This is a genomic window from Escherichia sp. MOD1-EC6162 (assembly GCF_002965125.1).
Lineage (GTDB): Bacteria > Pseudomonadota > Gammaproteobacteria > Enterobacterales > Enterobacteriaceae > Escherichia > Escherichia marmotae.
Genome location: NZ_PTSB01000042.1, coordinates 16,186 through 28,435, shown reverse-complemented (window position 1 = coordinate 28,435; position 12,250 = coordinate 16,186). Strand labels below are relative to the sequence as shown.

10 protein-coding genes are annotated in these 12,250 nt (G+C 48.7%); 6 read left to right on the top strand and 4 right to left on the bottom strand.

All coding sequences use genetic code 11. The features are described from left to right. Both A9587_RS25285 and adhE read right to left on the bottom strand, forming a co-directional pair. Positions 1 to 72, bottom strand: a 72-nt coding sequence (locus A9587_RS25285) for a hypothetical protein (protein WP_001675268.1), incomplete at its 3' end; no start/stop codon positions are given. A 125-nt stretch (positions 73 to 197) separates the two neighbouring features. After that, complete coding sequence (gene adhE, locus A9587_RS22510) at positions 198 to 2,870, bottom strand: bifunctional acetaldehyde-CoA/alcohol dehydrogenase (protein ID WP_000301631.1); 2,673 nt, start codon at positions 2,868 to 2,870, stop codon at positions 198 to 200. Positions 2,871 to 3,348: 478 nt separating this feature from the next. Between adhE and ychE the strand changes: the two genes are divergently transcribed. From ychE to oppF, 6 genes are all read left to right on the top strand, one after another. Continuing rightward, the gene (ychE, locus tag A9587_RS22505; RefSeq protein WP_000616766.1) at positions 3,349 to 3,996 is read left to right on the top strand and encodes an NAAT family transporter YchE; all 648 of its coding nucleotides are present in this window, start codon (positions 3,349 to 3,351) and stop codon (positions 3,994 to 3,996) included. Positions 3,997 to 4,729: 733 nt separating this feature from the next. Then, the gene (oppA, locus tag A9587_RS22490; protein WP_105263961.1) at positions 4,730 to 6,361 is read left to right on the top strand and encodes an oligopeptide ABC transporter substrate-binding protein OppA; all 1,632 of its coding nucleotides are present in this window, start codon (positions 4,730 to 4,732) and stop codon (positions 6,359 to 6,361) included. Between the two features lie 85 nt (positions 6,362 to 6,446). After that, positions 6,447 to 7,367 carry an oligopeptide ABC transporter permease OppB gene (gene oppB, locus A9587_RS22485; RefSeq protein ID WP_000911114.1) on the top strand — a complete coding sequence of 307 codons (921 nt, stop codon included), beginning with the start codon at positions 6,447 to 6,449 and terminating at the stop codon, positions 7,365 to 7,367. A gap of 14 nt (positions 7,368 to 7,381) precedes the next feature. After that, positions 7,382 to 8,290, top strand: a complete 909-nt coding sequence (gene oppC / locus A9587_RS22480; protein ID WP_000979659.1) for an oligopeptide ABC transporter permease OppC — start codon at positions 7,382 to 7,384, stop codon at positions 8,288 to 8,290. A gap of 11 nt (positions 8,291 to 8,301) precedes the next feature. Further along, the gene (gene oppD, locus A9587_RS22475) at positions 8,302 to 9,315 is read left to right on the top strand and encodes a murein tripeptide/oligopeptide ABC transporter ATP-binding protein OppD (protein WP_000110968.1); all 1,014 of its coding nucleotides are present in this window, start codon (positions 8,302 to 8,304) and stop codon (positions 9,313 to 9,315) included. After that, positions 9,312 to 10,316 carry a murein tripeptide/oligopeptide ABC transporter ATP-binding protein OppF gene (gene oppF / locus A9587_RS22470; RefSeq protein ID WP_000994879.1) on the top strand — a complete coding sequence of 335 codons (1,005 nt, stop codon included), beginning with the start codon at positions 9,312 to 9,314 and terminating at the stop codon, positions 10,314 to 10,316. Before oppD ends, oppF begins: the two co-directional genes overlap by 4 nt. 50 nt (positions 10,317 to 10,366) lie before the next feature. Here oppF and A9587_RS22465 read toward each other — a convergent pair whose 3' ends face one another. Beyond that, positions 10,367 to 10,696: an HI1450 family dsDNA-mimic protein gene (locus A9587_RS22465; RefSeq protein WP_000366964.1), complete on the bottom strand. Its 330-nt coding sequence runs from the start codon at positions 10,694 to 10,696 to the stop codon at positions 10,367 to 10,369. Positions 10,697 to 10,730: 34 nt separating this feature from the next. Then, positions 10,731 to 12,191, bottom strand: coding sequence for a cardiolipin synthase (cls, locus tag A9587_RS22460; protein ID WP_000214527.1), 1,461 nt, complete (start codon positions 12,189 to 12,191; stop codon positions 10,731 to 10,733). Positions 12,192 to 12,250 lie beyond the last annotated feature (59 nt).

The following is a 12,250-nucleotide window of genomic DNA, read 5'->3' as shown; positions in this document are numbered from 1 at the left end:
CCCCAGAGAAGTCAGTGGGTTACGCAGAGAATCGTAACGGGATACCAGATCAAGGGCCTGTCCAATGTGCATAAAAAAATCCGGAAACGAGTGAGCGTTTCCGGATTCTTACACAGCCACTGGATCGGTCAACTGATCCTTAACTGATCGGCATTACCCCAAAAGGGACCGTTTATACTGTTATACAGAGTTATTGATTAAGCGGATTTCTTCGCTTTTTTCTCTGCTTTAGCCGGAGCTGCTTCCTTTGCTGCTGGTGCACCTTCTACATAATCACGACCATAGTAGGTATCCAGCAGAATCTGTTTCAGCTCGGAGATCAGCGGATAACGCGGGTTAGCGCCGGTGCACTGGTCATCGAATGCATCTTCAGACAGTTTATCTACGTTCGCGAGGAAGTCAGCTTCCTGAACGCCAGCCTCACGGATAGATTTCGGAATACCCAGTTCTGCTTTCAGCGTTTCCAGCCATGCCAGCAGTTTCTCGATCTTAGCAGCAGTACGGTCGCCCGGTGCGCTCAGACCCAGGTGGTCTGCAATTTCAGCATAACGACGGCGTGCTTGCGGACGGTCATACTGGCTGAATGCAGTCTGCTTGGTCGGGTTGTCGTTTGCGTTGTAACGAATAACGTTACAAATCAGCAAGGCGTTTGCCAGACCGTGCGGAATATGGAACTGGGAACCCAGTTTGTGCGCCATTGAGTGACATACACCCAGGAAGGCGTTCGCAAACGCGATACCTGCGATAGTTGCCGCACTGTGAACACGCTCGCGTGCTACCGGGTTTTTAGCCCCTTCGTGGTAGGACGCTGGCAGGTATTCTTTCAGCAGTTTCAGCGCTTGCAGAGCCTGACCATCAGAGAACTCAGAAGCCAGTACAGAAACATAAGCTTCCATAGCGTGAGTGACTGCGTCCAGACCGCCGAAAGCACACAGGGACTTCGGCATATCCATAACCAGGTTGGCGTCAACAATCGCCATATCCGGGGTCAGCGCATAGTCTGCCAGCGGATATTTCTGACCAGTAGCGTCGTCAGTTACAACCGCAAACGGAGTAACTTCAGAACCTGTACCGGAAGTGGTGGTGACTGCGATCATTTTCGCTTTCACGCCCATTTTCGGGAACTTGTAGATACGTTTACGGATGTCCATAAAACGCAGCGCCAGTTCTTCGAAGTGAGTTTCCGGGTGTTCGTACATAACCCACATGATCTTCGCAGCGTCCATCGGGGAACCACCACCCAGCGCGATAATGACGTCCGGTTTGAAGGAGTTCGCCAGTTCTGCGCCTTTACGTACGATGCTCAGAGTCGGGTCTGCTTCAACTTCGAAGAAGACTTCAGTTTCTACGCCAGCCGCTTTCAATACGGAAGTGATCTGGTCAGCATAGCCGTTGTTGAACAGGAAGCGGTCAGTCACGATGAGCGCACGTTTGTGGCCATCAGTAATCACTTCATCCAGCGCGATTGGCAGGGAGCCACGGCGGAAGTAGATAGATTTCGGAAGTTTGTGCCACAACATGTTTTCAGCTCGCTTAGCAACGGTTTTCTTGTTGATCAGGTGTTTCGGACCAACGTTTTCAGAGATGGAGTTACCACCCCAGGAACCACAACCCAGAGTCAGGGAAGGTGCGAGTTTGAAGTTATACAGGTCACCGATACCACCCTGAGACGCCGGGGTGTTGATCAGGATACGGGCAGTTTTCATTTTCTGACCGAAGTAAGAAACGCGTGCCGGTTGGTTATCCTGGTCGGTGTACAGGCAAGAGGTATGTCCGATACCGCCCATAGCAACCAGTTTCTCTGCCTTATCTACCGCGTCTTCGAAATCTTTCGCACGGTACATTGCCAGAGTCGGGGACAGTTTTTCATGAGCGAACGGCTCACTTTCATCAACAACAGTCACTTCACCGATCAGAATCTTAGTATTTTCTGGAACAGAGAAGCCTGCCAGTTCAGCAATTTTATACGCCGGTTGACCAACGATAGCTGCGTTCAGCGCGCCATTTTTCAGGATAACGTCCTGAACTGCCTTCAGTTCTTTGCCCTGCAACATGTAGCCGCCGTGGGTCGCGAAACGTTCACGCACAGCATCATAAACAGAATCAACCACAACAACAGATTGTTCAGAAGCACAGATTACGCCGTTGTCGAAGGTTTTGGACATCAGTACAGATGCAACAGCACGTTTGATATCAGCAGTTTCATCAATAACAACTGGGGTGTTACCTGCACCTACGCCGATAGCTGGTTTACCGGAGCTGTATGCCGCTTTAACCATACCTGGACCACCGGTTGCAAGGATCAGGTTAATGTCAGGGTGGTGCATCAACGCGTTGGAGAGTTCAACAGAAGGTTGATCGATCCAGCCGATCAGATCTTTCGGCGCACCAGCAGCGATAGCAGCCTGCAGAACGATGTCAGCAGCTTTGTTAGTTGCATCTTTTGCACGCGGGTGTGGAGAGAAAATGATGGCGTTACGGGTCTTCAGGCTGATCAGCGATTTGAAGATAGCGGTTGAAGTCGGGTTAGTGGTCGGAACGATACCGCAAATAATACCGATTGGTTCAGCGATAGTGATAGTACCGAAAGTGTCGTCTTCGGACAGAATACCGCAGGTTTTTTCATCTTTATACGCGTTGTAGATATATTCTGAAGCGAAGTGGTTTTTAATCACTTTGTCTTCAACAATACCCATGCCGGATTCAGCAACGGCCATTTTCGCGAGTGGGATTCGAGCATCTGCGGCAGCCAGAGCGGCGGCGCGGAAGATTTTGTCAACTTGCTCTTGAGTGAAACTGGCATATTCACGCTGGGCTTTTTTTACACGCTCTACGAGTGCGTTAAGTTCAGCGACATTAGTAACAGCCATAATGCTCTCCTGATAATGTTAAACTTTTTTAGTAAATCATCTGCTCGAATACGAGAGTATAGTCAGTGCGATGATGATTTGCTTAACCTTTGAAAATCAAAATCTTACTCGTGCTCACACTCACTGTGATTTACTAAAAGAGTTTAAACATTAGAGTCATTGAACTCTAATGCGTCACTTCCAGGTGGCGTAAGCAAGATTACTCACTTCTGGGTACTGATTGCGTGATCTAGATCAAAATTCAGCAAAGCTGACACCTTTCAGCTCCGCTTTTAGCTACAAAAGCTAATAGTTAATAAATTGTAGTATTTATTGTTGGCTACATTAGCATGTTTTGTACGTCTAGATAACAATAATGAATGATAGTGATTTTAAGCAGTTAGGAGGTGAAAAATGCTGCCAAAAGGCGTATTGTCAGCGCGTATTTTTTACCCTTGGTTATGACTAACATTATCCGGCCTTTGCTTCGGAGCTAACTGTGATTCAGACACTCTTTGATTTTCCCGTTTATTTTAAGTTTTTTATCGGGTTATTTGCGCTGGTTAACCCTGTTGGGATCATCCCTGTGTTCATCAGTATGACCAGCTATCAGACCGCGGCAGCGAGAAACAAAACAAATCTGACCGCCAACCTGTCGGTAGCGATCATCTTGTGGATTGCGCTTTTTCTTGGCGACACGATTCTGCAACTTTTTGGCATCTCGATTGATTCGTTCCGTATCGCGGGCGGCATTCTGGTGGTCACAATTGCGATGTCGATGATCAGTGGCAAACTTGGCGAGGATAAACAGAACAAACAAGAAAAATCAGAAACCGCAATTCGTGAAAGCATCGGCGTTGTACCGCTCGCATTGCCTTTGATGGCAGGGCCGGGAGCGATCAGCTCAACTATCGTTTGGGGAACGCGTTATCACAGCATTGGTTACTTGTTCGGTTTTTTTGTGGCAATCGCGTTGTTTGCTTTATGTTGTTGGGGCTTATTCCGTATGGCTCCCTGGCTGGTAAGGGTTCTGCGCCAGACCGGCATCAACGTGATTACCCGTATTATGGGGTTGTTACTGATGGCATTAGGGATTGAATTTATTGTTAATGGAATCAAAGGGATTTTCCCTGGCCTGCTCAATTAATTCCTTTCATCCGAAACGGAGTCATAGTGCTCCGTTTTTTCGTCATTATTTTTACTTTGGCCCAACGCAGTTATCAGAAGCAAACGAAATAGATAAATATTTTTTCTCATATTACAGCCGGTTATAAGAATATCCTTACCTCGCGCTCCTCCTCATCATGTTATTTTCGCGACATCATAATTCAGGGTCTTGCTGAAGAATAATTGAAATGATATTAGTAATTCCACTGGATTTGGTAGAGGAATGTGCTAAATAATGAGCTGTTGTTAAATTATTGTGCATTTCTCTATCATAATGGTTACCAGAAAAGACAGTCTTGCTTCCTGATTTTCTATCTTTATGTTTTTAAATGATTTTATTGGCAGCTTGATGAGGGGTTTAGGTACTGTCATGGTCAATAAAAGAGAATTGCTTAACAATTTTGCAAAATGTATTGGCGAGCAAGAAGCGCATTTGATACTTTCCGGCCAACCATCAGGCAATTTTATTGGTAATGGGAATTATTAACAATAAAAATTGCTGCAGTAAATAAATGTGTCTCGACAGGGGAGGCACAGTAAGAATCGACGTAAGGTGGTCGTCCGAATCACCAGAATAAACAAAGTCGGTGATAGTAAAGCGTAACGATAAAGTAACCTGGCAGCAGAAAGTCTCCGAATCTGTCCAGGGTCCCAATCCGGGATTACACATGCTGGTTCAAACCAGTAATTATAATGAGGGAGTCCAAAAAACAATGACCAACATCACCAAGAGAAGTTTAGTCGCAGCAGGCGTTCTGGCTGCGCTTATGGCAGGGAATGTCGCGTTGGCGGCTGATGTGCCCGCGGGTGTTCAGCTCGCAGAAAAACAAACGCTGGTGCGCAATAATGGTTCTGAAGTTCAATCATTAGATCCGCACAAAATTGAAGGGGTTCCGGAGTCTAATATCAGCCGCGACTTGTTTGAAGGCTTATTGGTCAGCGATCTCGACGGCCATCCGGCTCCGGGCGTTGCTGAATCCTGGGATAATAAAGACGCTAAAGTCTGGACATTCCATCTGCGTAAAGATGCGAAATGGTCTGATGGCACGCCAGTCACTGCGCAAGACTTTGTATATAGTTGGCAACGTTCTGTTGATCCGAACACGGCGTCTCCCTATGCAAGTTATCTGCAATATGGGCATATTGCCGGTATTGATGAAATTCTCGAAGGGAAAAAACCGATTACCGATCTCGGCGTGAAAGCCATCGATGATCACACGTTAGAAGTTACATTAAGTGAGCCTGTTCCGTACTTCTATAAATTGTTGGTTCACCCGTCTACTTCTCCGGTGCCAAAAGCCGCCATTGAGAAATTTGGCGAAAAATGGACTCAGCCGGATAATATCGTCACCAACGGTGCCTATACATTAAAAGATTGGGTCGTTAACGAACGTATCGTTCTTGAGCGCAGCCCGACTTACTGGAACAACGCGAAAACGGTTATTAATCAGGTGACTTATTTGCCGATCGCTTCTGAAGTTACCGATGTAAACCGCTATCGCAGCGGTGAAATCGATATGACTTATAACAACATGCCGATCGAGCTGTTCCAGAAACTGAAAAAAGAGATCCCGGACGAAGTTCACGTCGACCCATATCTGTGTACCTACTATTACGAAATTAATAACCAGAAAGCGCCATTCAACGACGTGCGCGTGCGTACAGCGCTGAAACTGGGTATGGACCGCGATATCATTGTTAATAAAGTTAAAGCACAGGGCGATATGCCAGCCTATGGTTACACACCTCCTTATACTGATGGTGCAAAATTAACTCAGCCGGAATGGTTTGGCTGGAGCCAGGAAAAACGTAACGAAGAAGCTAAAAAACTGCTGGCCGAAGCGGGTTATACTGCAGACAAACCGTTAACGATTAACCTGCTATATAACACGTCCGATCTGCATAAAAAGCTGGCCATTGCCGCCTCTTCGCTGTGGAAGAAAAACATAGGTGTTAACGTCAAACTGGTTAACCAGGAATGGAAAACCTTCCTTGACACCCGTCACCAGGGAACTTTTGATGTGGCTCGTGCAGGTTGGTGTGCCGACTACAACGAACCGACCTCCTTCCTGAACACCATGCTGTCGAACAGCTCGATGAACACCGCGCATTATAAGAGCCCTGCGTTTGACAGTATTATGGCGGAAACGCTGAAAGCCACTGACGAGGCGCAGCGCACGGCGTTGTACACCAAAGCAGAGCAACAGTTGGATAAAGATTCGGCCATTGTTCCGGTTTATTACTACGTGAACGCGCGTCTGGTAAAACCGTGGGTTGGAGGTTATACCGGTAAAGATCCGCTGGATAACACCTACACCAGAAATATGTACATTGTGAAGCACTAATGGCAATACGTGGGGTAGGCGAGTCCTGCTCCACGGTGTCTGGTTTTTATCGCATTACAGAAGGCACAGGCCAGAAGGTACGGCAATGTTAAAATTTATTCTACGTCGCTGTCTGGAAGCGATTCCGACGCTATTTATTCTTATTACTATTTCGTTCTTTATGATGCGCCTCGCCCCGGGAAGTCCTTTTACTGGTGAACGCACGTTACCGCCAGAAGTGATGGCCAATATCGAAGCGAAATATCATCTTAATGATCCGATCATGACACAGTATTTCAGCTACCTGAAACAACTGGCGCATGGCGATTTCGGTCCGTCTTTTAAATATAAAGATTATTCGGTCAATGACCTGGTTGCATCCAGTTTTCCTGTTTCTGCAAAATTGGGTGCCGCTGCATTTTTCCTCGCGGTGGTGCTGGGTGTAAGTGCTGGCGTTATTGCCGCATTAAAACAAAACACCAAATGGGACTATACCGTGATGGGGCTGGCAATGACCGGGGTGGTTATCCCCAGTTTTGTGGTTGCGCCATTATTAGTCATGATATTCGCGATCATTTTGCATTGGCTACCCGGCGGCGGATGGAATGGCGGGGCGCTGAAATTCATGATATTACCGATGGTGGCGTTGTCACTCGCCTATATCGCCAGTATCGCGCGTATTACCCGTGGTTCAATGATTGAAGTTTTACACTCCAACTTTATTCGCACTGCCCGCGCGAAAGGTTTACCTATGCGCAGAATTATCCTTCGCCACGCATTAAAACCTGCGCTGTTACCCGTACTTTCATATATGGGACCCGCATTTGTCGGCATTATTACCGGTTCTATGGTCATCGAAACCATTTATGGTTTACCTGGGATCGGGCAATTGTTTGTTAATGGCGCGTTGAACCGTGACTATTCATTGGTTTTAAGCCTGACCATTCTGGTTGGTGCATTAACCATTTTGTTCAATGCCATTGTCGATGTGCTATATGCGGTTATCGACCCGAAAATCCGTTACTGATACTGGAGCTCGCGATGATGTTAAGTAAGAAAAACAGCGAGACGCTGGAAAATTTCAGTGAAAAGCTGGAGGTCGAAGGGCGCAGTTTATGGCAGGACGCACGCCGTCGTTTTATGCATAACCGTGCGGCGGTCGCCAGTCTCATTGTACTGGTGCTGATTGCTCTGTTTGTTATCCTGGCACCGATGCTTTCGCAATTTGCCTATGACGATACCGATTGGGCGATGATGTCCAGCGCTCCAGATATGGAGTCCGGTCACTACTTTGGTACTGACTCATCCGGACGCGATCTGCTGGTACGTGTTGCAATTGGTGGGCGTATCTCACTCATGGTCGGGGTTGCTGCGGCGCTGGTGGCTGTAGTCGTAGGTACGCTTTACGGTTCGCTTTCCGGTTATCTTGGCGGCAAGGTGGACTCGGTAATGATGCGTTTGCTGGAAATCCTCAATTCCTTCCCATTCATGTTCTTCGTCATTTTGCTGGTGACCTTCTTTGGCCAAAACATTCTGCTGATTTTCGTGGCGATTGGCATGGTTTCCTGGCTGGATATGGCGCGTATCGTACGTGGGCAAACCCTTAGTCTGAAGCGCAAAGAGTTTATTGAGGCAGCACAAGTTGGTGGAGTCTCTACGCCCGGTATCGTGATTCGCCACATTGTGCCGAACGTGCTCGGCGTAGTGGTGGTGTACGCATCGCTACTGGTGCCAAGCATGATCCTCTTTGAGTCTTTCCTTAGCTTCCTGGGGCTGGGTACGCAAGAGCCGTTAAGTAGTTGGGGCGCATTGCTAAGTGATGGTGCGAACTCGATGGAAGTCTCGCCCTGGTTGCTGCTGTTTCCGGCCGGTTTCCTTGTGGTGACGCTGTTTTGTTTCAACTTTATCGGGGATGGCTTACGTGATGCCCTCGACCCGAAAGATCGTTAAGGAGTGCAGCCATGAGCGTAATTGAAACTGCAACCGTACCGCTTGCACAGCAACAGGCTAACGCACTGCTGAACGTGAAGGATTTGCGAGTGACATTTAGTACCCCGGACGGCGACGTCACAGCGGTCAATGATTTGAATTTTTCTCTGCGTGCCGGAGAAACGTTGGGTATCGTGGGTGAGTCTGGTTCCGGTAAGTCGCAAACCGCGTTTGCTTTAATGGGGCTGCTGGCCGCGAACGGACACATTGGTGGATCGGCCACTTTTAATGGCCGTGAGATCCTCAACCTGCCAGAACGCGAACTCAATAAACTGCGCGCTGAACAAATCTCGATGATTTTTCAGGACCCGATGACTTCGTTGAACCCGTATATGCGCGTCGGTGAGCAGTTGATGGAAGTGCTGATGCTGCATAAGAGTATGAGCAAGGCTGAAGCGTTTGAAGAGTCGGTGCGGATGCTTGATGCCGTAAAAATGCCGGAAGCGCGTAAGCGCATGAAGATGTTCCCGCATGAATTTTCTGGCGGTATGCGTCAGCGTGTAATGATTGCGATGGCATTGTTGTGTCGGCCTAAATTGCTGATTGCTGACGAACCTACCACTGCGCTGGACGTGACTGTGCAGGCGCAAATCATGACGCTATTGAATGACCTGAAACGGGAATTCAATACTGCCATCATTATGATCACCCACGATCTGGGTGTGGTGGCGGGGATCTGTGACAAAGTATTGGTGATGTACGCCGGGCGCACCATGGAATACGGCAACGCGCGCGATGTCTTTTATCAGCCCGTTCATCCTTACTCTATCGGTTTACTCAATGCGGTGCCGCGTCTTGATGCGGAAGGTGAAGCTATGTTGACCATACCGGGAAATCCACCAAACCTGCTACGTTTACCAAAAGGTTGCCCGTTCCAGCCGCGCTGTCCACATGCGATGGAAATTTGTAGCAGTGCGCCGCCGCTGGAAGAGTTCACGCCAGGTCGCCTGCGCGCCTGTTTTAAACCAGTGGGGGAACTGTTATGAATGCTGTTACGGAAGAAAGAAAAGTTCTCCTGGAAATTGCCGATCTGAAAGTTCACTTTGAGATTAAAGATGGCAAACAGTGGTTCTGGCAACCGGCGAAAACCCTGAAAGCCGTTGATGGAGTCACACTTCGACTTTATGAAGGGGAGACATTAGGCGTAGTAGGGGAATCCGGTTGCGGTAAATCCACCTTTGCCCGCGCTATTATCGGCCTGGTTAAAGCGACCGATGGGCGCGTCGCGTGGTTAGGAAAAGAGTTGTTAGGGATGAAGCCTGATGAATGGCGTGCCGTTCGCAGTGATATCCAGATGATTTTTCAGGACCCGCTGGCGTCTCTTAACCCACGTATGACGATTGGCGAGATCATCGCTGAACCGCTGCGTACCTATCATCCGAAAATGTCACGCCAGGAAGTCCGTGAGCGCGTGAAGGCGATGATGATGAAAGTCGGCTTGCTACCTAACCTGATTAACCGCTATCCGCATGAGTTCTCCGGGGGGCAGTGCCAGCGTATCGGAATTGCACGTGCACTCATTCTTGAACCGAAACTGATTATCTGCGATGAGCCTGTTTCGGCGCTGGACGTGTCAATTCAGGCACAGGTGGTGAACCTGCTCCAGCAGTTGCAACGTGAGATGGGATTGTCATTAATTTTTATTGCTCACGATCTGGCAGTGGTAAAACACATTTCCGATCGCGTGCTGGTGATGTATCTCGGACACGCGGTGGAGCTGGGGACGTATGATGAGGTCTACCACAATCCGCTGCATCCTTATACCAAAGCCTTGATGTCGGCGGTGCCAATTCCTGATCCGGATCTGGAGAAGAACAAATCCATCCAGTTACTGGAAGGGGAATTGCCTTCGCCCATCAATCCTCCGTCTGGTTGTGTGTTCCGCACACGTTGCCCGATCGCCGGCCCGGAATGTGCCAAAACGCGTCCGGTGCTGGAGGGCAGTTTCAGACATGCGGTCTCTTGCCTGAAAGTCGATCCGCTTTAAAAACAAAAGGGCTGACAACCGTCAGCCCTTTTTCACACCAAAAGCGATATTTATTCACGCCAGATGATATGGCAAAGTTTGTGATCTTTTTCGCGACATAACAGGATACGGGCGAAAACATCGTTAATTTCACCATCTTCACTGTCCGCCAGACCAATCACCACTTCTGCAAAAAAGTCCGGGTTCAAATCGTAATCAACATGTTCCTGCCAGTCTTCTGCCGGGTCGAATAACTCCGCACCGCCACGTTCTTCAAACTGAAGATTGAACAGCAGAACATCCGCCGGATCGAGATTATCTGCGGCCAGTTCGAGAAAAATATCATAAGCCTGCTCAAGCGTTTCATCTTCAGTCAGGCGATTGTTTAAATCCATATCCATAGTCACTACCCGTTTAACATCTGTTGGCGACGTTTTACAGCAACGGACTGAAGAAGTAAAACAGTCGCTCGGCAACGCGCTGCCAGAGCGGTCGTTTTGCCCACAGCCGCGCATCAAGCAGACGTGAGCGCGAGATATAATCGTCCTGAACAGCAGCCAGGTCAGCACCAAAACCTTTATCGTCGATCGCCAGCGTGATCTCAAAATTTAACCACAGGCTGCGCATATCAAGGTTCACAGTCCCCACCAGACTTAGTTCGCCATCGACCAGCACGCTCTTGGTATGTAATAACCCGCCTTCAAACTGATAAATTTTAACCCCAGCGGCCAACAGTTCAGTAAAGAATGCGCGGCTGGCCCAGCCTACCAGCATTGAGTCATTTTTACGCGGCAGAATAATACTGACATCAACTCCGCGCTGTGCTGCTGTGCAAATCGCGTGAAGTAAGTCATCGCTGGGCACGAAGTAGGGCGTCGTCATGATTAAATATTCGCGTGCTGAATATGCAGCGGTGAGTAACGCCTGGTGAATCAGGTCTTCCGGGAAGCCGGGGCCAGAAGCTATGGTATGGATCGTATGCCCGCTGGACTGTTCAAACGGCATAATATTGACATCAGGCGGCGGTGGCAGAATGCGTTTTCCGGTTTCAATCTCCCAGTCGCAGGAATAAATAATCCCCATGGCGGTAGCAATAGGACCTTCCATGCGGGCCATCAGGTCAATCCATTGTCCTACTCCCGCATCCTGTTTGAAGAAACGTGGATCGACCATATTCATGCTACCGGTATAGGCAATGTAATTATCAATCATGATCATCTTGCGGTGCTGGCGCAGATCCATGCGGCGTAAAAATACGCGCATCAGGTTAACCTTTAAGGATTCGACCACTTCGATACCAGCATTACGCATCAGCTCCGGCCACGGGCTGCGAAAGAAAGCCACACTCCCGGCAGAGTCGAGCATCAGTCGGCAATGAATACCGCGGCGGGCTGCGGCCATCAACGACTCAGCCACCTGATCTGCCATGCCGCCGGGCTGCCAGATGTAAAACACCATCTCAATATTATGGCGAGCCAGTTGGATGTCACGGATCAACGCCTGCATCACATCATCAGACTCGGTCATCAGTTGCAGTTGGTTACCTTTAACGCCCGCGATACCCTGACGGCGCTCGCAGAGCTTAAATAACGGCCCGGCGACACTGCTATTTTCTTCCGCGAAAATGTGTTTACAGGCTTTAAGATCGTTAAGCCATTTAGCCGTAGAAGGCCACATCGCTCTTGCACGTTCGGCGCGGCGCTTGCCTAAATGCAGTTCACCGACTGCCAGATAGGCAATAATTCCGACCAGAGGCAGAATGTAAATGACCAACAGCCAGGCCATAGCGGAGGGAACGGCGCGTCGTTTCATTAGAATGCGTAATGTTACGCCTGCAATGAGCAACCAGTATCCCAGAATGGCCAACCAACTCACCAACGTATAAACGGTTGTCATAGATTAGAAATCCTTTTGAAAGCGCATTGTTATGAGTTTACGCATATGGATTCATCTGG

What these genes read in the sequence shown, in the direction of transcription:
- oppA (WP_105263961.1), top strand. Translation starts at nt 4,730, where the DNA reads ATGACCAACATCACCAAGAGAAGTTTAGTCGCAGCAGGCGTTCTGGCT.
- oppF (WP_000994879.1), top strand. Translation starts at nt 9,312, where the DNA reads ATGAATGCTGTTACGGAAGAAAGAAAAGTTCTCCTGGAAATTGCCGAT.
- A9587_RS22465 (WP_000366964.1), bottom strand. Translation starts at nt 10,696, where the DNA reads ATGGATATGGATTTAAACAATCGCCTGACTGAAGATGAAACGCTTGAG.
- cls (WP_000214527.1), bottom strand. Translation starts at nt 12,191, where the DNA reads ATGACAACCGTTTATACGTTGGTGAGTTGGTTGGCCATTCTGGGATAC.
- oppD (WP_000110968.1), top strand. Translation starts at nt 8,302, where the DNA reads ATGAGCGTAATTGAAACTGCAACCGTACCGCTTGCACAGCAACAGGCT.
- adhE (WP_000301631.1), bottom strand. Translation starts at nt 2,870, where the DNA reads ATGGCTGTTACTAATGTCGCTGAACTTAACGCACTCGTAGAGCGTGTA.
- oppB (WP_000911114.1), top strand. Translation starts at nt 6,447, where the DNA reads ATGTTAAAATTTATTCTACGTCGCTGTCTGGAAGCGATTCCGACGCTA.
- oppC (WP_000979659.1), top strand. Translation starts at nt 7,382, where the DNA reads ATGATGTTAAGTAAGAAAAACAGCGAGACGCTGGAAAATTTCAGTGAA.